The organism is Rufibacter soli, assembly GCF_054781795.1.
This window is the reverse complement of the sequence record NZ_BAAGTS010000002.1, coordinates 1086853-1110500: the sequence shown is the minus strand read 5'-3', so window position 1 is coordinate 1110500 and position 23648 is coordinate 1086853. Positions and strand designations below refer to the sequence as shown.

23 protein-coding genes are annotated in these 23648 nt (G+C 51.5%); 13 read left to right on the top strand and 10 right to left on the bottom strand.

Annotated elements, in window-relative coordinates; all coding sequences use genetic code 11:
• Positions 1 to 62 precede the first annotated feature (62 nt).
• Positions 63 to 221, top strand: coding sequence for a hypothetical protein (locus ACYVJQ_RS06600; protein WP_460892278.1), 159 nt, complete (start codon positions 63 to 65; stop codon positions 219 to 221).
• Positions 222 to 737: 516 nt separating this feature from the next.
• On the opposite strand, the gene ACYVJQ_RS06595 is transcribed toward ACYVJQ_RS06600, so the two are convergent.
• From ACYVJQ_RS06595 to ACYVJQ_RS06570, 6 genes are all read right to left on the bottom strand, one after another.
• Positions 738 to 1799 carry a response regulator gene (locus ACYVJQ_RS06595; RefSeq protein WP_460892277.1) on the bottom strand — a complete coding sequence of 354 codons (1062 nt, stop codon included), beginning with the start codon at positions 1797 to 1799 and terminating at the stop codon, positions 738 to 740.
• The gene (locus tag ACYVJQ_RS06590; protein ID WP_460892276.1) at positions 1796 to 3028 is read right to left on the bottom strand and encodes a sensor histidine kinase; all 1233 of its coding nucleotides are present in this window, start codon (positions 3026 to 3028) and stop codon (positions 1796 to 1798) included. Before ACYVJQ_RS06590 ends, ACYVJQ_RS06595 begins: the two co-directional genes overlap by 4 nt.
• 318 nt (positions 3029 to 3346) lie before the next feature.
• Positions 3347 to 3805, bottom strand: a complete 459-nt coding sequence (locus ACYVJQ_RS06585) for a GNAT family N-acetyltransferase (protein WP_460892275.1) — start codon at positions 3803 to 3805, stop codon at positions 3347 to 3349.
• Between the two features lie 359 nt (positions 3806 to 4164).
• Complete coding sequence (locus ACYVJQ_RS06580; protein ID WP_460892274.1) at positions 4165 to 4704, bottom strand: GNAT family N-acetyltransferase; 540 nt, start codon at positions 4702 to 4704, stop codon at positions 4165 to 4167.
• A gap of 274 nt (positions 4705 to 4978) precedes the next feature.
• Complete coding sequence (locus tag ACYVJQ_RS06575) at positions 4979 to 5434, bottom strand: response regulator (RefSeq protein ID WP_460892273.1); 456 nt, start codon at positions 5432 to 5434, stop codon at positions 4979 to 4981.
• An 11-nt stretch (positions 5435 to 5445) separates the two neighbouring features.
• Positions 5446 to 6990 carry a PAS domain S-box protein gene (locus tag ACYVJQ_RS06570; RefSeq protein ID WP_460892272.1) on the bottom strand — a complete coding sequence of 515 codons (1545 nt, stop codon included), beginning with the start codon at positions 6988 to 6990 and terminating at the stop codon, positions 5446 to 5448.
• Positions 6991 to 7213: 223 nt separating this feature from the next.
• Here ACYVJQ_RS06570 and ACYVJQ_RS06565 point away from each other — a divergent pair, with 223 nt between their 5' ends.
• The 12 genes from ACYVJQ_RS06565 (at position 7214) to fbp (ending at position 19292) form a co-directional block, all read left to right on the top strand.
• The gene (locus tag ACYVJQ_RS06565; protein ID WP_460892271.1) at positions 7214 to 8053 is read left to right on the top strand and encodes a universal stress protein; all 840 of its coding nucleotides are present in this window, start codon (positions 7214 to 7216) and stop codon (positions 8051 to 8053) included.
• A gap of 269 nt (positions 8054 to 8322) precedes the next feature.
• Positions 8323 to 9204: a universal stress protein gene (locus ACYVJQ_RS06560; RefSeq protein WP_460892270.1), complete on the top strand. Its 882-nt coding sequence runs from the start codon at positions 8323 to 8325 to the stop codon at positions 9202 to 9204.
• 92 nt (positions 9205 to 9296) lie between these two features.
• On the top strand, positions 9297 to 10448 hold the full coding sequence (locus tag ACYVJQ_RS06555) for a L,D-transpeptidase family protein (protein ID WP_460892269.1): 1152 nt from the start codon (positions 9297 to 9299) through the stop codon (positions 10446 to 10448).
• Between the two features lie 310 nt (positions 10449 to 10758).
• Positions 10759 to 11766: a universal stress protein gene (locus tag ACYVJQ_RS06550; RefSeq protein WP_460892268.1), complete on the top strand. Its 1008-nt coding sequence runs from the start codon at positions 10759 to 10761 to the stop codon at positions 11764 to 11766.
• A 21-nt stretch (positions 11767 to 11787) separates the two neighbouring features.
• A complete protein-coding gene (locus ACYVJQ_RS06545; RefSeq protein WP_460892267.1) occupies positions 11788 to 12681 on the top strand; it encodes a universal stress protein in 894 nt (297 codons plus the stop codon).
• Between the two features lie 473 nt (positions 12682 to 13154).
• On the top strand, positions 13155 to 13742 hold the full coding sequence (locus ACYVJQ_RS06540; RefSeq protein ID WP_460892266.1) for an RNA polymerase sigma factor: 588 nt from the start codon (positions 13155 to 13157) through the stop codon (positions 13740 to 13742).
• Entirely contained in the window at positions 13729 to 14361 is a 633-nt protein-coding gene (locus ACYVJQ_RS06535) for a carboxypeptidase regulatory-like domain-containing protein (RefSeq protein ID WP_460892265.1), read from the top strand. Before ACYVJQ_RS06540 ends, ACYVJQ_RS06535 begins: the two co-directional genes overlap by 14 nt.
• Before the next feature lie 20 nt (positions 14362 to 14381).
• Entirely contained in the window at positions 14382 to 14561 is a 180-nt protein-coding gene (locus tag ACYVJQ_RS06530; RefSeq protein ID WP_460892264.1) for a hypothetical protein, read from the top strand.
• A 24-nt stretch (positions 14562 to 14585) separates the two neighbouring features.
• Positions 14586 to 15014 carry an HD domain-containing protein gene (locus ACYVJQ_RS06525; RefSeq protein WP_460892263.1) on the top strand — a complete coding sequence of 143 codons (429 nt, stop codon included), beginning with the start codon at positions 14586 to 14588 and terminating at the stop codon, positions 15012 to 15014.
• A gap of 124 nt (positions 15015 to 15138) precedes the next feature.
• A complete protein-coding gene (locus ACYVJQ_RS06520; protein WP_460892262.1) occupies positions 15139 to 16128 on the top strand; it encodes a Gfo/Idh/MocA family protein in 990 nt (329 codons plus the stop codon).
• Between the two features lie 347 nt (positions 16129 to 16475).
• Entirely contained in the window at positions 16476 to 18122 is a 1647-nt protein-coding gene (locus ACYVJQ_RS06515) for a UxaA family hydrolase (protein WP_460892261.1), read from the top strand.
• Between the two features lie 180 nt (positions 18123 to 18302).
• A complete protein-coding gene (fbp, locus tag ACYVJQ_RS06510) occupies positions 18303 to 19292 on the top strand; it encodes a class 1 fructose-bisphosphatase (RefSeq protein ID WP_460892260.1) in 990 nt (329 codons plus the stop codon).
• 249 nt (positions 19293 to 19541) lie between these two features.
• Here the strand turns inward: fbp and ACYVJQ_RS06505 are convergent, their stop codons facing one another.
• The 4 genes from ACYVJQ_RS06505 to ACYVJQ_RS06490 all read right to left on the bottom strand — a co-directional run bounded on the left by ACYVJQ_RS06505 (position 19542) and on the right by ACYVJQ_RS06490 (position 23525).
• Entirely contained in the window at positions 19542 to 20198 is a 657-nt protein-coding gene (locus ACYVJQ_RS06505) for a LamG-like jellyroll fold domain-containing protein (RefSeq protein WP_460892259.1), read from the bottom strand.
• Positions 20199 to 20340: 142 nt separating this feature from the next.
• Positions 20341 to 21087, bottom strand: a complete 747-nt coding sequence (locus ACYVJQ_RS06500) for a rhamnogalacturonan acetylesterase (RefSeq protein WP_460892258.1) — start codon at positions 21085 to 21087, stop codon at positions 20341 to 20343.
• A 106-nt stretch (positions 21088 to 21193) separates the two neighbouring features.
• Positions 21194 to 21592 (bottom strand): VOC family protein, encoded by a 399-nt coding sequence (locus ACYVJQ_RS06495; protein WP_460892257.1) that lies wholly within the window; start codon positions 21590 to 21592, stop codon positions 21194 to 21196.
• Positions 21567 to 23525 carry an alpha/beta hydrolase family protein gene (locus ACYVJQ_RS06490; protein ID WP_460892256.1) on the bottom strand — a complete coding sequence of 653 codons (1959 nt, stop codon included), beginning with the start codon at positions 23523 to 23525 and terminating at the stop codon, positions 21567 to 21569. Before ACYVJQ_RS06490 ends, ACYVJQ_RS06495 begins: the two co-directional genes overlap by 26 nt.
• Positions 23526 to 23648: the final 123 nt, after the last annotated feature.

The following is a 23648-nucleotide window of genomic DNA, read 5'->3' as shown; positions in this document are numbered from 1 at the left end:
GTTTAGGACTGTTTTAGCAAATATGAGCTTGAAATGAGAATGGAAAGGGCACTCTTGCAGGAGTGCCCTTTTTATTTGTGGCGGTGGTTTCTGGTGATTTCGGTTCAGGGATTAAAAAATTGTGGCAGGTTGTTTTAGGCCTGTTTTTTGGGAAATGGCTTCAAAACGCCTTGGCAGAGTTCTTTATCCTCAATGGAAAAGGATTGGATGAGGAGGCGTAGGTTTTTGTTTAGCAAGGGAGTTTGGAACCGTCTTGGTCATCCCCCTACCCCCTTCAAAGGGGGACGAGGAAGAGGGCAATGCGCAGGGCGTATGCGATACTGCCCTACAAAACAAGCGGGCATTCCTCCGCTCATTCGGATTTATCAATCCCGAAAAGCGTGCGCAGGATAAGACTGTTACCCAGCTATAGGAAGCAGCATGTAGCGGCGTTACACGTAACGCCGTGGTTCTACGCAGCAGTGCCATTTCTAATCAAGGAATACCTTAATTGCGACAACTGATTTTTGCTGTGTTGAAAGGCTAATCGCCGCAGTATAAGTTCCTTTTCCATAGCAAAACCGCGTTACGTGTAACGCCGCTACATTTTCCTAATTCACCGCAGGAGTGCCCGCTAAAAAGACTGGAAGCATCTGTACCAACGGCTCCTTTCTCCACGCCTCATCAGAAAAAGCCCATTAACAAAAATGGCCTGTTTCTCACAAAACAGGCCATTTTCAAAAATATACCCAAACGCCTTAGTTGCGCATTTTGGCGAGCTTGTCTGAGTTTAGGATGAAGATCTTGCTGCCGCGGGTGTCAATGAGTTTCTCGTCCTTGAAGTCTGCCAGGGTACGGATCACGGTTTCCTTTGAGGCGCCCACAATGCTGGCCAGGTCCTCGCGGGAGATGGACATCTCGGTGGCGGGTTTGCCTTCCTGTTGGTACTGCTTCTCCACCAGAATCAGGGCCTCCGCCACGCGCTTGCGCACCGAGTTGTAGGCCAATTTGAGGAGGCGGTCTTCTTTGTCGGCGAGGTTATCTGACAGGATTTTGATGAACTTGTTGGCTACGTCGCGGTTCTGGTGCAGGAGGGTAAAAAAGTCTTCCTTGGGAATGAGATACACCTCAGAATCTTCCAGAGCCATGGCAGATTCGCGGTACGGGCCTTCCTCCAATAAATCCAGGTAACCAATGAAATCGCCGTCTTTGTAGAGGTTGGTGATATACTCGCGGCCTTCCTCGTTGGCCTTGTAGGTTTTCACTTTGCCCTTGCTCAGGAAATACAGCGCGTTGGGGTAGTTGCCCTCCAGAAACAGATTGTGCTTCTTTTTGAACATGGTCACCTTGCGCTTATCTGAGATGAGTTTGTTGAGGTCCTCATACCCCCTGGCTTCCTGAATGAATTCGTCCAGGCCTTCCACGCTTTTGTTGAACTCCGCCCGCAGAATCTCATTCTTTTTCAGGCGCATTTCCACGGCGTCCAGCAGTTCCAGGTCATCAAAAGGCTTTACCAGGTAATCGTCGGCACCCAGGTTCATGCCCTTGCGGAAGTCTTCTTTCTCAGATTTAGCTGTCAGAAACACAAAGGGAATGCTGGAAGTCTCGGGGTTCTTGCTGAGCATGTGCAGTACGCCGTAGCCGTCCAGTTGGGGCATCATGATGTCACAGATGATCAAGTCTGGTTTCTCCTTGCGGGCCAGGTCTACCCCCACTTTTCCGTTTTCGGCTTCTACTACGGCATAGTTGGCCAGAGTAAGAATTTCAGCGGTGTTCTCCCTAATGTCTTGGTTATCTTCAATAAGAAGTATCTTTTTCATTTCTTAGCTGTTTTTGGGAAAATAATGGTAAAGGTAGTACCCTTGTTCAAAACGGATTTGAATTGCATAGAGCCTTCCATTACCTCTATGTATCTTTTTACTATGTTCAGCCCCAGACCCGTGCCCTGAATGTTAGTAGCGTTCTGGGCCCTGAAAAACGGCGTGAATAAGTGGGTTTGGTCTGCAGACGGAATGCCTATGCCTTGGTCTTTCACCGTGATGGTGACCGCCTCATGGGTAATTTTGGTGTCCAGGTAAATGGTTTTACCCTCATTGGAGTATTTGCTGCCGTTAGACAGCAGGTTGATGAGAATGTTCTTCAGGAGTTGTTTGTCCAGTTCCACCAGTTCCTGGATACCTTCATGTCTGTAGACAATCTGCTGCCCTTCTTTTACCAGCGCCTCCATCTCCTCTACGTTTTCTTTGCAGAAGGAAACCAGGTTGAAAACAGCCGGCACGTTGTACACCTTACCCTCTTCAATGCGGCTCATGGATAGGAAGTCATTGAGGATCACGGTGAGGTTCTGCACCGCAGATTTAATGCGCTCTACGTGTTTGAGACGCTTGTCATCTTCCTCAGTGGTTTTGTAGCGGGCAATGATGGAGGCCGAGGATAAAACCGTACTCAAGGGCGTTCTGAACTCATGCGAAGCCGTGGTCACAAACCGTGATTTCAATTCATTGAGTTCTTTTTCCTTTTGCAGGGCTTTCTCAATATCCAGCTGGGCCTCATACAGAATGCGGTTGGTTAGCTCCAGCTGTTGAATGGCCTGGGCCAACTCCTGGGTACGTTCCTCCACGCGCTGCTCCAGTTGGGCGTTAAGCGACTGGATTTCGGCCAGGCTTTTGGCGTGGTCAATGCTGTACCTGATAGAGCGCTCCAGATCATAGGGAGTGAGGGTTCCTTTCACCAAAAAGTCAAGGGCACCGGCCCGCATGGCCTTTTCATCCGTTTCGCGATCGGTTTGGCCGGTAAGCAGAATGAGTGGGGCGGTGGTACCTTCCTCTACTGCTCTGGTAATCAGTTCTAACCCGTCATGGGCCCCCAGAAAGAAGTCTACCAGGTACACATCATGGGTTTTCTCCCTGATCAAGCTAAGCCCTTTCTCAAAAGAAGACGCCCAATCAATAAGGTAATTTCTGCCTTGAATGTCTTGAATAATGTCCCGTGTAATCACGAAATCATCTTCATCATCATCAATCAAAAGTATCCTGATGCTATCGGGCATTGAGTTATTGTTTTAGCCTAAGACTCTGTAACAGCACCGCTTTTCCGTTTTTAAAACGGCCGTGCAGGGGTCCCATAAAAGGCTAATTTAAGCGAATAAAATAAAAAACCGTAGCCAATCTAAAGTTTTATGGCCTATCACGGGCAGGGTTTCTTCCCAAATAGGTTTGCTCTTTGTCTTTTTGCCAGACCGAAGCAAAATCTAGGCCTGGCGAATGGGTATACATGGCAGTATACTTGCTAAAACCAACTGGGTCTAATCAACTGCAGCAACGCCGGTAAAACAGAAACGAATGACGGTTATAATTAGGGTTATTGCCTATTCAGAGGCGACTGATTTCTGCATGCACACGCTGTTCTCTACCTCCGCATACTGCCCATAGTTAGGTACCCGGTGGAAACCTTTTTTGGTGTACAGACCTATGGCTTCGGGTTGGGCTTTGCCGGTTTCTAGGATGAGGGCGTTATAGCCCAGTTCTGTGGCCCACCGTTCCAATTCCTGGAGAATGGAGGTAGCAATCCCTTTCCCCCTGAATTCGGGTTTAACAAACATGCGCTTTACTTCTGCCGTGTGTGTTTTGTAGGGCTTGATGGCCCCGCACCCTACCGGCACGCCTTCATAGAACGCCACCAGTACCTGGCTTATCTGGTCAACCTTATTGTATTGGGCATAGAAGGCATGGTCCTCGCCGTCCCTCTTTTTCAAATCTGCATCTAACAGCTCCACCAGGCCTCTAAATTCCTGGTTATCAGAATTGGTTCTTACTAGTTCTACCATTGTGAAGGGTAACGCTTATGATTATTTTGATTGGGTTTTTAGCTGATTTCTGGGGTTAGACCTAATAGCATGGCCTTCAATTGAGCCTGCCGCTATTGCCCACAATTACCATTGAAGGTTGGTTAGATTCAAGGGCTCTTGCCAAGTGCAGGTATTTCTGGTAGAATTCTGTTTTGGGCCTGTTTTTAAGAAATCATGCCCAAAACAGAATTCTACCAGTACGGTTCAGTCGTCATCCTGGCATTCCTTTTCTTACAGTCCTAACGGTTCTACCAACTATTCTTTCCTATTTTCTGGCTCTGTTTATAGCGGTGCCCTTTTCTTAAACCTTCGTGGGCCTTAAGCAAGCGAAATTGGTTTCAAAGGTTTCTAAAGGTTTCTTCGGTAAGGGCCCATAGGCAAACAGGCTGCTCAAAATTTATCCAGCCAGGGGTGGTTATATATTCTTTCTGGTATGTGAAGCCCACTTTCTCCAGGGTTTTATTAGGGGCGGGATTTAGGGCGTAGGGCTCACAGTATAGGGTTTTAAGCTGTAGATGGGTAAAAAAATACGGGAGTGATTTCTTCACTAAGGCCGTACCCATTCCCTTCTGCCGGAAGTCCTGCTTCCAGAGGTGTAGGTGCAGAAAGGCTTCCTGGCCAAAAATAATCTTGTTGACGTTGGTATGTCCAATGGCTTGGCCATTGGCCTCCCAGATAAGACAATAGGATTGTTTCTCTTCATACCCCTGCGCTAGCTGCGCCTCCAGCATTTCCTGCCATTGGTCTTGCGCGGGTATTTTAGCCAGGTCAACGCCCATGCCCTGTAGATAGGCGGGGTCTGCCGAAAACCAATAGTCACTGAGCGGGGCAATGTCCCGGGCCTGCAATTCCCTTACGGAGAGTATTTTTTCTTCCATGGTAAAATAAGCAGCACTTTGCTTTCCACTGCCTCTTTAAGAAATCACCTTGCCAGTCCTCCAACTGCTATTCACGCTTTATTCCTTTGGGTCTGCACCTATGTAAACAAACCCAATGTAGTAAGCGGGAATCTCTGTTTTGGGCCTGTTTTGGCTAAAATAGGCCCAAAACAGAAACTTGCACTTAGCAGTAGGCTTTCTTCCTTTTCTCTAAGAAACCACACCAGTTAGAAAAGCAGGGCAACGGTCTTTTAATGAGAACGGAAGGTTTGGTTTATAATTCAGGTGTGGGCAGTTCAACTATCTCAAACCAGTATTTAGTAAGAGTTTTCATGACATCTACCAGGGCTACAAAGGTGACTGGCTTGGTGATGAAAGAACTTACGCCCAAGTCATAAGTGCGGAGAATGTCTTCCTCGGCTTTGGAGGTGGTTAGCACCACTACCGGAATCACGCGCAGGTGTTCATCAGATTTTATTTCCTTCAGGGCTTCACGGCCGTCTTTGCGGGGCATGTTCAGGTCCAGCAGGATGAGGCCTGGGGTAGGGTATTTTTCCTTATCGGTGAATTTCCCGCGATTGTGCAGGTAATCAATCAGTTCCTCGCCGTCTTCTACAAATTGCACTTCATTGGTAAGTCGGTTTTCTTCCAGGGCATCTCTCACCAACATACGGTCTTCAGCGTCATCATCGGCTATGAGAATGATAATGGTTCTTTTCCTGCGGCTCATGGGGTTGGATTCTAGTATTGTAAATTCTTGGTGGCTAAGGTAATGATAAAACGCGTGCCTTGCCCGGGTTTGCTTTCGGCGGTAATGTCTCCGCCGTGTCTGATGGCTATTTTACGGCAAATGGCCAGGCCAATGCCAGACCCCTCGTATTTCTGGCCTTCCAGACGCTGGAAGATGTTGAAGATGCGGTCCAGGTATTTTTCGTCAAAGCCAATGCCGTTGTCTTCAATGTAGATGGCAATCTGCAGGTCGCCGGGGGTGCCCAACAGGTGCGCGGTTCGCTGCAGCTGCTCATGGTAAATCTTCACCACCGGGGTTACCCCTTCTTTCCTGAACTTGATGGCGTTACTGATTAGGTTCTGGAACAGCTGGCGCATTTGGGTGGGTTCTGCCTCAATGCTGGGCAAAGTGGAACGTTCAATAACGGTACCGGTCTGTTCAATGGTGATTTCCAGGTCTGAGAGCACCTCAGAGAGAATGGTGTCCAGGTTCACTTTCTCAAAGGACTTGGACTTGGTGGTTACCCTGGAGAAGGCCAGCAGGTCATTGATAAGGTTCTGCATGCGCACGGCGGCGTTGAGCATCCGGTCTACGTAGTCTTTGCCCTGGTCGCTCAGGTGGGCCTGTTCCTTGGTTTTGAGCCGGTCACCAAAGGCCTGAATCTTCCGTAGGGGCTCCTGCAGGTCATGGGAAGAAACATAGGCGAAGTCCTGCAGCTCGGCGTTGCTGCGCTCCAGCTCGGCGGCGTAGCGGCGCAAGCGTTCCTCGGTCAGTTTCTGGTTGGTGATGTCATGTACAAAGCCGGTGTAAAGCCGGCGGCCCTCCAGTTGCACCTCGCTTATGCTCAGGAAAAAGGGAAAGATAGTGCCGTCTTTCTTGAGTCCGGATACCTCGCGACCAATGCCTATGATCCTTTTCTTACCGGTACGCTCATAGTTGTGCATGTACCCGTCATGCCTGCTTTGGTCTGGCTCTGGCATGAGCATGTTTATGCTTTTGCCCAGCAGCTCTTCCTCTACGTACCCAAACAGCTTGGCGGCAGAGGGGTTCACCATTTCTATGATGCCGTGGCTGTCAATGGTGATAATGCCGTCTACGGCCGCCTGAATAATAGAATTGATCTTGTTCTCGCTCTCACGCTGGCTGTTCTCCGCCAGTTTCTGCCTGGAGATATCATGGATGATGCCGGTAAAGATGACCTTGTCCTGCAGCTTTACCTCACTGATGCTGAGCAGGAACGGGAACACGCTGCCGTCCTTCCGCTGCCCAATCACCTCGCGGCCAATGCCGATGATCTTCCGGACACCGGTATTGTGGTAATTCTCCAGGTAGCCGTCATGCTGGCTTTTATCAGGCTCGGGCATTAAGACTTTAATATTCTGGCCAATGACCTCTTCCGGACCATACCCAAAAATGCGGCAGGCAGCTGGGTTCATGGTTTCAATGATGCCGCGGGTATCAATGGTAATGATGCCGTCAATGGCTGCGTCAATGATGGCCTTCAGGCGGGCCTGGTCATCCAGTTGATTAGAAGAGGGCTGTGCAGGTTGTTCCAAGGGTAATGCTTTATAGTAAATGTACTAACTCCTCACGCAAAGTAGGGACTCTGGTTGCCATTGTCAATGACAAAATACAGGACTAGGATGACGAAGGTCATTTTTTAACCGCCCCGTCTGGCTAAAAGCTTTGCCTCCAGCCAACAAGCGCCCCCAAAACACATCTCAATTTTTGAATAAGAGTAAAAGATAGTAGCAACGGCATGATTTTACACCAAAAGCCATGGAAAAGATTCTTTGTATCACAGATTTCACCACCTACGCCAGAAACGCCCTCCTCTACACCCAAGAGCTTGCCCATAACCTGCAGGCCAAAACCCTGCTCTTCCATAGCGTGCCCCTGCCAGAAAAAGAGGCCTACGCACCGGTGGGCGGGGTACCTTACATGGAGCCCATCCCAGATCTGGCAGAGAAGAAAGTGCGCGAGCAGCAGATTTCCCTGGCCCAGGAAAAACTCTTTTCCCTGGCCAAAGAATTTAACGTGTTTGAGAGTGAGTTGCGGGTAGGTACCGTCACGGCCACCCTGCCACAGGTTACCGCAGAGGCAGACGCCGATCTATTGGTGCTGGGCCATGAGGGAATGCAGGATATTTCCCCGGCCTCCCTTACCTCACAAATTATTAGGAACTCGCCCTGCCCGGTTTTCATCATCCCGCCCCATGTTGCGTTTAGGCCTTTGGAGAAGATTGTGTTTGCCACTGATCTGCGGGGTGATGCCTTTACCGACGTGGCCTTTGTGCTAGAATTGGCCACGGCTTTCAAGGCCCAGGTTACGTTTCTGCACGTGTTGCCTGAAGCAGGCCCAGAAGAACAGGCCGCTGCGGAGCGGGGGCTTAAACTCCTCTGCAAACGCTCCAATTACCCGCACGTGACGTATGCCTTAGAAAAAGACAATAGTATACAGGAAGGAATAAACCGGTTCTGCTTTCAGGAGAATGCTGATGTGCTGGTTATGGGCTCCCGGAACATGAACTTCTGGCAATATTTATTCCTGGAAAACAAGGCCTTGAAAGTGGCCGCCCATGCTTTTCTCCCCGTGCTGGTGCTTCCATACAAAAAATAAGGCTTTCATATACTTGGCAGGAGAGCCGTTCCATCAATTAAAAACGCTTCATCCGTAGCCCAAAGAAATATTTAGAGTAGGCAGGAGGTTGGTTTCCCTTCTTTCTTTCATTATATTCGTATAACCTCTATATAGCCCCCCGGCAAGTGATTCTTTCATTGACAAGCATCACTTTACCCTTTGACCAGTGTCATTTTCACCCAGTGGCAGGTTAGGTAATTTTGTAAAAGAGAATAACATCTGATGTTACACCTTTTAACGCTACCTCCATGCCGACCATAATTGTACCTACAGATTTTTCTGAGAATGCCGCCAACGCCATACGGTACGCTTCCCAAATAGCTTTACATGGAGGGGGAAAACTGCTTTTAGTGCATACGCTTATTTTCCCGGCCACTACGGCACCACAGGGCTTTGTTTCCATTCCCGCCGACCCCAGGCAGATTGAGGATTGTGAGGAGGCTTTGCAGAAACTTGCCCTTGCCATTCAGGAGGAACATGAATATGCGTTTGAGGTAAAAACCATCTGCCTGTACGGCGAGCTTATCCCGCACCTGAATGAGCTTATCAGCACGCAGGCCGCCGATTTAGTTGTGATGGGAACCCGGGGAGCCAGTAATTTTCTGGATAGGCTACTGGGCACCAACACGGCTAGCTTTATCAAGAAGGCAGAATGCCCGGTGTTGGTAGTGCCGGGGCACGCTACCTATAATGGCTTGTCCCATATTGCCTATGCCTCAGACTTTGAGACGGATGAAACCGTGTACCTGAAACAGCTTTTCCAATTTGCCTCGCCTTTTGGATCTGAAGTGAGCATCATCAACGTAAAATCAGAGAAACAACTCAACATCGTATCTGACCACCAAGTACTCAAGACCCTGAACAAACACTTCCCGGAGAATGCTTACAACGTGGCCCAACTGCTGAACAATGACGTGGTAGCCGGTATAAAATCCTTTGTGAAGGAAAATAACATAGATGTGCTGGCGGTTTCCATTCAGGAAAGAGGATTTGTGGAAAACCTCCTGCACTCCAGCGTAACCCAGGCCCTGGCATACCAGGCCTTTGTCCCGTTGCTGGCCCTGCCCAAGAACCCTTACCACTTCCAGGCCCATAAAAACGGAGAGAAAAAGCCTTTACAAGCCCTTTAACCAGGGCCGCCGTTTATTTTTAAACTGGCCCCATGCCATCATTTCAACATAAAGCAGGACTCTTAAGCAGAAGAACAGGCCTTCTGCCAGCCATGCTTTTGTTGTTTTGGCTTTCCAGTGTCTACCAGCCTGCCTTTGCCCAGACCACCAACTTCAGCCCCCAGGTACAGGCGGCGCGCCTGCGAGTGGTTCTAAAATACTACCAGGCCCTGGAACATAATCCGCAATGGAAAAGCTTTCCAGATAAATCCTGCCTCAAGTCTGGTGAACCAGACAACTGCCTGCCAGACGTCTACCTTAACCTCAAACTCACTGGCGATCTACCTCTTTCCGCTGTTCCAGAAGATTCAGCCACTTTTGAGAAGCAGTTGACGGAAGGCATAAAAAGGTTCCAGCGGCGGCACGGCCTTAAACCTGATGGCATGGTAGGCAACCAAACCCTGGCCGCCCTCAACGTGCCGCTGCCCAGGCGCATTCAGCAGATGGAATTGAACCTAAGGCGCTGGGAAGCAGATTCGGCCTTAGCCCCCCGGCCGCTGGTGCTGGTAAACATTCCGGATTACACCCTGTATGTGCTCAGGGAAACCGGCCAGCCCATCTGGCAGACCCCCGTGGTGGTAGGCCAGGTAGGTCCGGAATTCCATACCAAGCCCCTGGAGAGCAAAATCACCTACTTTGTACTGAACCCCACCTGGAACGTTCCTAAAAGCATTATCTGGCGCGAGATCATCCCTATCCTGCAAACCGACCCAGGCTACCTGGCCCGCAACAACATGGTGGTTTACAGAGTTACACGCGCCGGCCGCACCGTGGTTTCTCCCAACTCTATTAACTGGTTCACCTTAGACCCTAGTGATGAATCTATGCAGGTAATCCAGGAACCGGGAATAGACAACGCGTTGGGCCGCATAAAATTCCTGTTTGCCAACCCCTTCCATATTTACCTGCATGACACCCCCGCTAAGTCGCTGTTTAACCATCCAGCCCGGGCCTATAGCCACGGCTGCGTACGGGTGCAGCACCCCGAAATGCTGGCCGCGCTCTTAATGAAACAGAACTGGAACGGATCTTTGCCTAAACCCTACCCTTTATTACCCCTGGGCAAGCGGGAACAGAATGTATTTCTACCCAGCCCGGTGGCCATTAAAATCGCCTATTTTACCTGTTGGGTGAATGATGCCGGAGAGCTGCAGTTCAGACCAGATATTTACAGGAAAGATATCACCATTGAAGAGGCCATGTAACGTGTATGGCACTACCGCGCTTTGTTGGCAGGCAAAAAGGTATAGGGGGTCCTTAGGGCCAAGAGAGGTTGAAAAAAGGAATAAGGATTACCAGGCCTCCAACCAGGAGTAAGAGGCTTTTTTTAAGGAACTTCTGCGAGTGGCTGGCAGGTGCTCTATAGAAACCTAATCCTTCTTTTGAGGTAAACTTAAATATAGCGTAATCCCCTCCGGCCGAAGATCCTTACGAGTGTCCGGCCTTCTGCTGCTTTTGAGTTGTTGTTCCGCCAGTTTCAATATCAACTGCCGGTTATTCTTATTCCTTACCGCTATGAAAACCATCCTTGTTCCCACAGACCATTCCGCTGAAGCCCGCAATGCGTTGATCTACGCGCTGGAAATGGCCATCCATACCAAGGCAGAAATCATCCTGCTGCATGTGTTCCACCAGCAGATTCCGCTGTCTGCCTCTTTGGACCTGGAAGAGTATATCGGGCATCTGGAGGAAAAGAAGACCAGAGACCAGGAACAGTATGCCCAGCACATGCAGGAAGAACTTTCCAAGGATTTTGCCTTTCAGTTCCATACTCCCCAGGAAATCAAGGGAAGCGATCTTTCTGGATACTCCCTTACCCCGGGTGGCTTCCACTACCTGGAGGCGATTCCCCACGCAGAGGCCCTTGCCACCCTACCTATTAAAACGGTCGCAAAATTTGGCGATTCTTCCCAGAAAATCCTGGAAGCCATTCAGACCTATTCCGCTGACCTGGTGATTATGGGCATGCGCGGGGCCAGGACCATGGGCCGGGCCTTGCTGGGAAGTGTGGTTACGGAGGTGATGCTGCGGGCCAACGTACCCGTGCTGGCAGTTCCCCTCAACAGACGGTATCAGGGGCTGTCTACCATTGTCTTTGCCATAGATTTGAAGACCCCTCCAGACCCGCAGCACCTGGCTTTTCTGCAGGCCCTGGCCCAACAATACTCGGCTACCCTTCAACTGCTGCACCTGTACCAGGAAGACAAGGCGCAGGAGCTGGAGCACGTGCAGGAATCTCTCCTCCACCTGGATACCGGCCTGGCTGCGGTGAGCTTTACCGTCTTTTTCAAGGCGTCTGGCAACGTGCTGGAAGCTATTGAACAATTTACCGCCGACCACCAGGCAGACATGCTGGTAGTGGCGCCCCACAAACACTCTTACCTGGACATCATCCTTAAAAAAAGCATCACGGGTACGCTCTCGGCCCACGTGGGCCTGCCCCTTCTCACGTTGCCCTCCTCCCTCACCGCTTACACCCAGGATAGTGTAAGCTCCTACCCCAAAACTCAGGAATCATTCTAGACTTCCTTTACCTGCCCAGCCATGAAAATCTTTTTAGTGCCCACAGACTTTTCTTTGCACGCCAAAAAGGCCCTGCTCTTTGCCCTTGATTTAGCGCACAGAAGTAACGCCCGTCTTCTGGTTACCCATGTGTACCCGTCGCCTAAGGCCATGGTAGGAAGCAGTGGTACCACCAGCGAGGAGGTGCGCCAACAGGCCCTGCAACGCATGCAGGCCTTTCTGGAAGATGTGCCTATCAATGAGCATTTGACGGTTCCCCTGGATTTCATCCTCAAGGAAGGCCATATCATCCATAGGCTCTGCCTGCTCATTGAACAGAACAATGTGGCCCTGGTGGTCATGGGGACCCAGGGAGCCCATAGCCAGATGAAGAAATTCCTGGGCACCAACACAGAATCATTGGCCAAACGGGGCCTCTGCCCGGTGCTGGCCGTTCCGGAACAGGCTTCCCTGGAACCGGTTAAACACATAGTGTATTCTTCTTCCCTGGAACATGATGAGAGTCTGGCCATGTACCAATTACTGCAGGTAAAAAACGCGTTCAAAGCCCAGCTTACCATCCTGCACGTGAACAGTGAAGACCAACTGGATCTGGTGGATGACACAGAGATTAAGACCCAGCTGCGGGTGGAGTTTCCGGAGGAAGACTTCAGGTTTGACACCATTGACGAAGAAGACGTTGCCACCGGTATTATGGCCTATGTAAAAACGCACCCCACCGACCTGTTGGCGTTTACAATGCTGCACCATGATTTCTGGGACCGCATCTTTCTGGACAGCGTGACCGTGAAACTTCTTCAGAGTTTACACCTGCCCATGCTGGTCATTCCAGAAAACGGCAAGAAACTGGATCTGCTGCAGAAGGTGGCGCACGAAAACCTAGCCGAAGCTCGCAAGGCACCTTCCACTTTATAAATTGTGGGCAATTACTGGGGTTAACCTCTCCTATTTTGCAACCTAAAAGGTAAGCACTTAATACCCATTTGCCCACCTGCGTTTTGAGCCCGTTTTAGTAAAAACAGGCTCAAAACGCAGATTTTTTTTTGGCAGTACCTTCCAACCTTAAAATCCTTTTGTAGCGATTCTTTGAAAAGCCTTCTATCGGCAAACCCCTGGTTTCCTGGCATTAAACTTTTGGGTAACACTTCATGGCACAACACGTTTTCACCTTTTGTCAAATGTCTGCCAGCAGAAGTGGGCTTGCCACCTCAAATTATTTGCTGCCCCATCTGTGCAAATCAGGCACAAAACGCATCATGTTGAAAATTACCGATCAGGTTAGGGCTGCATAAAGAGGCCCAGCGCTCTGCCGGGTAATTTATTCAGGGGCTAATTGCTTTATGCAGCCATTTGCCTTTATTTATAAAAGCGTAGACTACTGCCCCGGTATGTTTCTAAAACTATTCTCCCGCTCCAAGCCGCCCAATGACCTTGAACTGATTCAGCAGTACAAGGAGACCGGAGATTTAGCCCTGGTGGGTCAGTTGTTTGAGCGCTATACAGAAATGGTGTATTTAGTGTGCGTTAAATACCTGAAGGACGAAGAGGAAAGCAAAGACGCCACCATGCAGATCTTTGAGAACCTCATTCCGGCCCTTAAAAAACATGAGGTCACAAATTTCAAAAGCTGGCTTCACGTCATGGCCAAAAACCATTGCCTGCTGCAGCTAAGGGGCCAGAAAAAGCACGAAACCGCCCCCCTGGACGAAGCTGTGCTCCCCTTGGTGGAGAAGGCCGGTGCGCATTACCCCCTGGAAGAGACTGACCAGGAACTGGAGTTACAGATGCTCACCAAAAGCCTGGAGCAACTGAGCCCCGAGCAGCGCTCCTGCGTGGAGCTTTTCTACCTGGAGAAAAAGAGCTACAAAGAAATAGCGGCCTTAACTGGCCTGGATGTCTCTAAGGTGAAAAGCCATATACAGAACGGGAAAAGAAACCTCAAAATTTACATGAATAAGAACTATGAGCAGGAATAACCTCCCCGCTGAGTGGGGTCTGGAGGAACATCCGCCCATGGAAACACTGCGGCAGTACCAGGCCGGCACCCTTCCCCCCGACCTTCGCCACCAGGTGGAGCGGCACCTGCTGTCCTGTGAACTGTGCTCAGACATGGTGGAGGGCATGGCCATTGCCCGCCCCGCCCGCGTGCGGCTAGCGGTCCGCGAGACGCATGGCCGCCTCAAGCACCTGCTGGCCCAGAAAAAGCGCAAGAGAAAAGTTTTCCAGTGGCCTATCTGGCAGACCGCCGCCGTGCTGCTGGTGCTGGCCTTTGCTATAGCCGAGGTGATCTACCACCACTATTTCGCGCGGCCTGGCCATTTTACAGAAAACACCCAACAGGTCTCCCCTGCCTCAAGCGCCCAACAAGTAACAGGCATTGTGACAGACGAAAAAGCCGACCCTTTGGAAGGAGTAAAAGTGCAGGTAAAAGGAACTAACTCTGTTTTCCTTACCGCCGGTACAGGCCAATTTAAACTTAATGTGTCATCAGCCGGAACTGATCTGCTTTTCTCAAAACCCGGGTTTCAACCCAAAGAAATTACGGTAAAGCCAAGTGCTACCCCCCTAACCATCACCCTGGAGAGGGCTCATTAAAAACGCTTAGTTGTGTGTGAATGGACACTTTTCTAAAACAATCCTGGCAAGAAATAACCGCACCTTACTCCCAGGACCCGCAGATGGCCACGCACCTGTGGGAAGAACTGCAAAAGGCCTACACAAACCCCGACCGGCATTACCACACCTTGCACCACGTGGCCCATTTGTTGCACTTGGCAGACCAGTACCTGCCCTAGATTGCCCAACCCACCGCATTCAAGTTGGCCATCTTCTACCATGACGTGGTGTACGTGACCACCAGAACTGACAATGAGGAGAAAAGTGCCCAGCTGGCCCACGACCGCCTGTCTACCTTAGGGATTCCCGCTCCGGAAATAGCGGCAGTCACAGAGATGATTCTGGCCACCAAAAGCCACCAGCCTTCCGCTAGCCAAGACGTAAACCTGCTGCTTGATTTTGACCTGTCTATTCTGGGTGTTCCCTGGCCTGAGTATCTCACGTACACCCACCAGATCAGGAAAGTATACCGCCAGTTCTCAGACTATCTCTACCGCAATGGCCGCAAGAAAGTCCTTCAGCATTTCCTGCATCAAGATAGCATTTTCAAAACCCCAGACTTTACGGCCCGGTTAGAGGCGTCTGCCAGGGAAAACATGGAAAAAGAAATGGAGTTGCTGTACCGGGAGTGATTTTTCCGTTTTAGGCACGTTTTCCAGAAAACAAGCCTAAAACAAGATTTACTACCTTGCGGCTGGACTCCTAAAAGAACGGCAAAATTACTCCCATCACAGGGCAAATTGGCACCACCTATCTATGGCAAATACATCTACTAAAACCATCCACTGGGGCATCATCGGCTGCGGTGACGTCACCGAAGTAAAAAGCGGGCCCGCCTTTCAGAAAGTACCTCACTCCAAATTGGTAGCCGTCATGCGCCGCGATGGGGCCAAAGCCCAGGATTACGCCCATCGGCATGGGGTACCTAAATGGTATGACCAGGCCCAAGACCTGATAAACGATCCTGAGGTGGACGCCGTGTACATTGCTACCCCGCCCGGCTCGCACCTGGAGTACGCGCTGCAGGTGGCCGCCGCCGGCAAGCCCGTGTACGTAGAGAAACCCATGGCCCTCAACCACGCGCAGTGCCAGGAAATGGTAGCGGCTTGCGCCGAAGCCGGGGTCCCGCTGTTTGTAGCCTATTACCGCCGCTGCCTTCCCTCCTTTCTAAAGGTGAAAGAACTGGTGGACAGCGGGGCCATCGGGGACATACGGTGCGTGAACATCAAGCTATTTCACCCGGTGCAGAAAGACCTCCAGCCAGACAACCTGCCCTGGCGGGTGCAGCCCGAAATTGCCGGCGGCGGTCTTTTCTTTGACCTTGCCTCCCACCAATTAGATTACCTTGATTTCCTGCTGGGTCCTATTTCAAAGGCCACAGGGCAAACCGCCAACCAGGCCGGCCTCTACCCCGCCGAGGATCTGGTCACTGCCCAGTTCACTTTTGCCAGCGGTGCCCTGGGTACCGGCGTCTGGTGCTTCACCGTGGACCCTGCGCAATTCAAAGACGAGATGGAGATCATAGGTAGCCAGGGCAGAATCACGTTCCCAGCCTTCGCGCCCGAACCCATCAAACTGGAGACCAGTGCGGGCTTAGAGGAGTTCTGGCTTCCGCCGCCGGCGCACGTGCAGCAGCCTTTCATCCAGACCATAGTGGAGGAGTTGACCGGCACCGGTACTTGCCCCAGCACTGGGGTTTCTGCCGCCAGAACCGCTTGGGTGATGGATCAGATTGTAGGGCGGTAAATAAGTTTAGCACTAGCTTTTATTCCTTCGTGCAAAATCCTGTTTTAGGCCTGTTTTTTAGAAAACAGGCCTAAAACAGGATTTTGCTTTTTGCCTCCAACAGAATGAAACTCCTGTTTCCCGGCCTTATGGGCATCGTGCAACACTTAGGCTAATCATCAGAAAGAAACCTCCCCCAACCCCAGATTTTGCCGGCTTTCATTTTCAAAAATGGAAATCCGACTACCTTAAAACCAAGTCGCTTGACGTTCTCGCATTTTAAAAAAGAAATGTTGGTAATTTTTCCAATTTATGCCAAATATTGATATCTTGCGCAATCGATTGCACATTCTGCCTATTAATTAGATATGTTACACAGATTCCTAAAGATCCATCCGAACGACAATGTGCTGGTAGCACTCACGGATTTGAAAAAGGGCGAGGCCGTTGACTACAACGGCAGCGCCATTGTGTTGGTTGATGATATCCAGGCCAAGCATAAGTTTGCCCAGCAACCGCTGGCCGCCGGAGATGAGATTTTGATGTACGGCTCCCTGGTGGGCAAGGCGGTGTATGACATTCCGGCGGGCGGCGTCCTGAGCACTTCCAACGTGAAGCACCAGGTAAACGGCTTCACCGGCAAAACCAAAACCATTGGCTGGACCGCGCCAGACGTGTCTAAATGGGTGAACAGAACCTTCAATGGTTTCCACCGCGAAGACGGCCAGGTAGGTACCTCCAATTACTGGCTAGTGATTCCGTTGGTGTTCTGCGAGAACCGCAACGTGGACATCATCAAGCAGGCGTTCCTGGATGAACTGGGCTTTGGGCAGCGCGATGTGTACAAGTCTTACGTGCAGCAGATGGTTGACCTGTACCAGTCAGGCAATACCGAGGCCATTGGCACGCTTACCCTGCAGAAAACCACTGCCCCTGTGCAGCGCCGCGTATTTGAAAACGTAGACGGTATCAAGTTCCTGACCCATGACGGCGGTTGCGGCGGTATCAGACAAGATTCTGATATGCTGTGCGCCCTGTTAGCCGGGTATATCCATCACCCTAACGTGGCCGGTGCCACCGTGTTGAGCCTGGGATGCCAGAACGCGCAGGTGGGTATTCTGGAAAGCAAGATCAACGCCCTCAACCCTAATTTCAATAAGCCCCTGATTGTGTTGGAGCAGCAGAAGGAAGGCACCGAAGAGGAACTGATGTCAAAAGCTATCCGCCAGACCTTCCTGGGTCTGATAGAGGCTGACAAACAAACCAGAAAGCCGGCGCCTTTAAGCAAGCTTTCCATTGGTCTGGAGTGCGGTGGTTCTGACGGATTCTCTGGTATTTCGGCCAACCCGGCCATTGGCCACACTTCAGATATTCTGGTGGCATTGGGCGGTAAAACTGTTCTTTCTGAGTTCCCGGAGCTGTGCGGTGTGGAGCAGGAATTGATCAACCGTTGTGAGCGCGGGGAGTCCGCAGACCGCTTTGTGTCTTTGATGCGCGCCTATGCCAAATCTGCCGAGGCCGTTGGGTCCGGTTTTGACATGAACCCCAGCCCGGGCAACATTAGAGACGGCTTGATTACAGATGCTATTAAATCTGCCGGTGCGGCCAAGAAGGGCGGTAACTCCCCTATTGTGGACGTATTGGACTACCCAGAATATGTGACCAAGCCCGGCCTTAACCTGCTGTGCACCCCCGGCAATGACGTAGAATGCACCACGGCGCTGGTGGGTTCGGGTACTAACATTGTCTTGTTCACCACTGGTCTGGGCACTCCTACCGGTAACCCTATTGCCCCGGTGATCAAAATCTCCTCCAACACCAAACTTGCCCAGCGCATGCCAGATATCATTGACATTGATACCGGCGCGGTGATCTCTGGCGAGAAAACCATTGAGGAAATGGGCGAAGACGTGTTGGACTTCATTATTGAGGTAGCCAGCGGCAACATCCAGACCAAAGAGAAATTCCTGCAGCAAGATGATTTCATTCCGTGGAAACGCGGTGTATCTTTGTAAGGATTCCCTGGAAGAATGACCTGCCTTGCGGTGGGTGAACATAAAATAAACCAGGGCCCTGTCCTTCAACATACTTCGGGTTTGCCTAGCAGCCGGGGTTGGAGGGGCAGGGCCTTTTTATTTCTTTCCGGCAAGTTTTCATAAGTTCAGCCAGCAGATTATCCCCTTAATAGTTACCGTATGAATGATGCATTAGCGCTGCCCGTAGGCACCACCCTGGACCGGTTTATCATGAGAAAGCAGGAAGACTTTCCGTATGCCACCGGTGAGTTGTCTCAGTTGCTACGTGACATGGCCCTGGCGGCCAAGATTGTAAGCCGTGAGATAAGCCGGGTAGACCCAGACACCAGCGGCAAGTATGGCAAAACCAACGTGCAGGGCGAAGAGCAGCAGAAGCTGGATGTGATTGCCAACATCCGGTTCATCAGGGCGCTGCGCAACGGCGGCGAGGTCTGCGCCATTGTCTCTGAGGAAGACGAGGACATTATCCATACCGGTAACCAGAACGCCAAGTACATTGTGGCTATGGACCCGCTGGACGGCTCTTCCAACGTAGACGTGAACATTCCCATTGGTACTATCTTCGGGATTTACCGGCGGTTGTCTGAGGGCGGCCAGGACGGAACCCTGGAAGACTGCCTGCAGAAAGGCACGCAGCAGGCCGCAGCCGGCTATATCTTGTACGGGGCCTCAACCATGCTGGTGTACACCACAGGCCGCGGCGTGAACGGCTTTACCTATGAGCCATCATTGGGCGAGTTCTTCCTCTCGCACCCAGACATCAAGATACCAGCCAACGGCCAGCAGTACAGCTGCAACGAAGCCAACATGGGCCATTTCCCGCTGGGCATCCAGAACTACATTGCCTTCTGTAAAGAGCAGAAATACTCTTCCCGCTACATTGGCTCCTTGGTGGCAGACTTCCACCGAAACCTCTTGAAGGGTGGAATCTATTTCTACCCCGGTTCCTCTAAAAACACAGCCGGCAAACTGCGCCTGCTATATGAATGCAACCCTTTGGCTTTCATTGCCGAGCAGGCAGGCGGCCAGGCCACCGATGGGGTGGAACGCATTCTGGACAAACAACCCACTGCCCTGCACGAGCGCTGCCCGCTAGTGATTGGCTCCACGGAGATGATTGAGAAGGTGCGCAAGTACATGACGCTGTAACACAAAGCTGCTTGATACATTAATCCCCGTTTTGGGGCTGTTTCAATTCCTGATTTGGTCAACCTCAAGTGGCTCTACTTCTTTTGTCATCCTGGAAGGACGTTGACAGCTACCGGTAAGGACGCCTGATTAAGCACTTTTCTAGTTCGCCCAAAAGATCCTTTCAGGATGACAAAAAAATAGAGAAGAGAAAAGAATATAAAATAGGGTGGTCACTGCAATTAGTTAGTTTCCTGCAATTACCCTTGCTTATGGCTTAGGCGTGATCGCCTTGGGCCAGAACTTAATACTTCTGATTTCCCCATTGAACCAGGACCGCTGGTCCATGCGGGTGCCAATAGACGTTTTGGCCGTGGCAGGGATGGGTAGGTACTCTATATCCCCGGATAGTTCAAGCCGCCCGTTCACGAACCCTTGCAGCTTTTTGTCTTTGTAGACCATCGTCATGGTAACCCACTCTCCCACCGGGTGCGTTTGGGTAGAGTCAACCAAGGTGAGGGCAGCGCTCTCTGTGCGCATAAAAAAGTCAGCGTACCACTGGTTGCGGTTGTTCAGCCGAAGTTCCAGCAACAACCGCCGTTGCCCCAGCGCCAAGTCTTCTATGTGCAAGAACCGCTGCTCTACGTTGCCGGGCCAAGCGGCATTTGGCTTGAACTGCACCTCTATGGTGAATTCCTCGGCTCCGGCTATAGGGTTGGCGTGCACCAGCAATCCGTCGTCAACGCCGTCAAAGGCAATGGCCGGCTGAGATTCCTTTATTTCCTGCGGATTACCTTGTACGGTGACCTTTTGCCCGGCAATGTTAGTTACAGATTTCAGACCCCAGGTGACTGGCCGCACGGAAGTACAGGAAGCACTGCCTAAGAGCATACCCAACAGAAGTGGCAGAAGATAAAGGTTTTTCATGTTTTAAGGTCCGTCCCTTTCCAGTAAGGGCTTGCTGTCATCCTTAGCAAGGTGTAAAAGTTGTTTCCTGTTTTGGGGCTGTTTTAAGAAAAACGGGTCCAAAACAGGAAACCTGAAGGCAGTGGCTAAACCAGTGATAAGTTTATTTTATCCTTTTAGCCAAATCCAGTTTCATGGCCTTAACCTCTGCCAAAACTATCTGCGCCATTTCCAGGGCGCCGCGCTCATTGAAATGGGTATCATCTGCTTTGCCGGTGGGATAGTTAGGGTGCTGACCGGGTTGAAGGTGCAGGAACAACTGTCTTGATTCTTCGGGGCCGTAGGACTGCAGCAGGGCCTGGCTTTTCTGGTCCAGGTCAATGAGGCAAACCTTCTCTTTTTTGGCCACGGCGCGCACCAGCCCTGAATACACCTCATGCGTGGACTCTATTTTACCTTTGGCATCAAACTTACGCCGGGCGGCAGGGGTGATCAGGATGGGAATAGCCTTCTTCTTTCTGGTTTCAGACACAAAGCGGGTCAGGTTCTGGGTGAACTCTTCTTCAGTGGCGTAACTGGCCTTGGTCTTTACCTCATCATTATGCCCGAACTGGATGAACACGTAATCGCCTTTCTTGAGTGCGGCCTCAACCGTTTGCCACCGCTTTTCAGAGAGAAAGGTTTTGGTGCTTCGGCCGTTTTTGGCGTGGTTGTCAACGGCCACGGTTTGGTCAAAGAACGTAGCGAACGGCACGCCCCAGCCCGTCTCCGGGAAGGCCTTGGGTTCTTTGGTAGACATGGTGGAATCCCCTACCAAATACACCGTGATGGGTTTCTTTTTTACCGTAAGGAAAGACATAAGGGCCAGCCCAGAAACGGCCAGCACCAAAGAGAGAAAGGTAAATTTCATGGTAGATTTCAGCTAATATAAAACAATTAACTTCCGCCTGCGCCAGGCGGCGGAGTTCCTTTTCTGTTTCGGGGCTGTTTTTGCCAAAACGGCCCTAAAACAGAAATTACGCTTCGCGGGCCGCCAGCATGGGCGTGCCGCGTTTGCAGAGTTGCAGGGCCAATCCCCAGGGGTCACGCAGCATGATTAGGTGGGAACCGTCTGGCAGGTGCTGGTCAGAAACCAGGGAGGCTCCGGCGGCGCAGAGCCGCTCCTGGTCGGCGGTGGGGTCTTCAGACACAAAGGCCAGGTGCACCAGCAGTGGGTTCATGGTCCGGTAAGGCGGCACCTCATGGGCGGGGTTCAGGTAAATTTCCACCAGAATACGGCCGCTGTCATCGGCCAGGAAGGTGGTAAACGGCGCTTCGGGCATTTGCCGGACCACCCGCAGGCCCAGGTGCTGGGTGTACCAATCGGCCATGGCCACGGGGTTTTCTACGTTAAGGGCGAAGTGCTCTAGTTTCATCAGGAATCTGGGTTAACCGGTTGCCGCATTTCTGGGCAAGGTCTGGTAAATCATAGTACTGTAAAATGCCCTGCACCACGTGGGAGAACATGTCTTTCTGGATTGGCTGCGACAGGAAGCCCGTAAAAGTGGTGAGGGAACGGGAAACGGTGGCCTTGGAAATGCGCTCATCCAGGAACACCGCATGGGTAACCACCGGGCCGTATACGCCCTCTGCCTCTATAGCCACCGGCAGCTTTTTCCAGTCGGGCTTGTTCTGGAGATAATCCAGCAGGGAAACCAGGTCCTGTACCCGCTGCCCCAGCAAGGGGCGCTGGAGGTGCAGACTTAGAATGGCGTTGCGGTATTCTGAGCTCCAGTATTTGGGGTCATTAAGTTTGGGGTCATCCTGGGTTTCGCCCACGCCCCGCAGGTCGGCTAGTACTAGCACGTGCCCGGCTTGCATTTCCCTATGGATCAGGCTATCGTTCTTGGCCAGCGCGTCTTTGCCTTTTCCCTGATCGGTTAACCGGATGACGATTTTCCTGGGTTTGCTTGGCCCGGCTGGGGTATACACGAGCGCCGGGAAAGGCAGTTCACCCTGGCGCATGAGCACCGTTTTCTCCAGGGTATACAACTTGGTGGTGGTTTGCCCTTCTATCTGCGTGAATACCGGGTTTTGGTTCGGCGTCAAGCCAATCACTTGCCGCACCTTGGCTTTTAAAACACTTTCATTGGATTGGGATAAAAAAGCCTGGCGCTGCGGGGCTAACTGCTGATACAATTGCTGGTTTAATTCTGGGACGGTTAGTTCCTGCGTAAAGGCAGTATTCACCTGGCCGGTAGCGGTGGCAAAAAGCTCTTTTTCGGGGAGAGTGCCAATATTCCCTTCCTGCACGGGCTTCGGATCCTGGTACAGCCATTGCCGGAACCAGGTCACGGCGGCCTCGCGCTTGGGTTGGGTGATGCCGTGCCCGTCAGGCCAGGTGAAGAGTTTCACCTTGTCGGGCTGCTGCATGGTGGTGTACAGGCTTTTAAGTTCCTCGAATCCTTTTTGGGTGCCGCGGTAATCCACGAAGTCGTTCTCCCCGGCCAGGATAAGCACTGGTTTAGGAGCAGCCAAAAGCAGGAAATCGGTCATTTCCAGTTGGCCTTCCCCGGGAAGGAACTGGCACCCGTCCTGGGCACCGGCCAGTTCCATGGCCCGTTCCCGCTGGCTAAACCAACTGCAGGGCGCCGACACCTTGATGCGGTCATCATAGGCGACCAAGTAGGCCGTCTGGGTTCCGCCACCCGAATTGCCAATGGCACCAAATCTGGTTTTATCCACCTCGGGGCGGGTTTCCAGGTAATCCAGGGCCCGCACGTTGTCCCAGACCATATAGGCGGCCAGGCTGCTGCCTACCAAGATGGCCCCCGCATTGAGCAAGGTATGCTCCGTAGTGGAACCGCGGGTCAGGCTTTTGCCGGCTTTATCGGTGAGCTGTACCCGCTCCCCCTGTGAGTAGGGGTCTACGGACAGCACCACAAAGCCGTGGGCGGCAAACAGGCGGGCGGTTTTCTGGTAAGACTCAGTGGCTTTGGAGGTCATCTCGTGGCCGTTCATGAGCAGCACCGCCGGGAAAGGGCCTTTGCCTTCTGGCACGTACAGGTTGGCCGTGACGTGGTGGTTAGGCCGACTTTCGTAAATCAGGTTCTCCACCCGAACGCCTTTCTGTTTTATGACCTTGGTGACTTTTGCGTTTAGAGCCTGTTTTTCCGGAAATGGGCCTAAAACGCGCAGGAATTCTTTTTTCACTTCGGCCTGGTAGGATTTCACCCCTTCGGGAGAGGCCAGGGCTTTGGCGATTTTTTCGCGGCGCGCATCATACACTTGGTGGAGCTGCCGCACCAGATAGGCGTTATATGCGGTTTGCCCCTTGAAAGGCAGGAACTGGGCCTGGACTAAGGGCATAGCTCCTATCCAACACACCCAAACACCTAAAAGAAAGGACAGCTTTCTGGTCAACCACTTCATGCTTCCAATTTAAAATAAACACCTGTCATCACCAGCATTCTTTCGGCAGAGCTCCGCTAT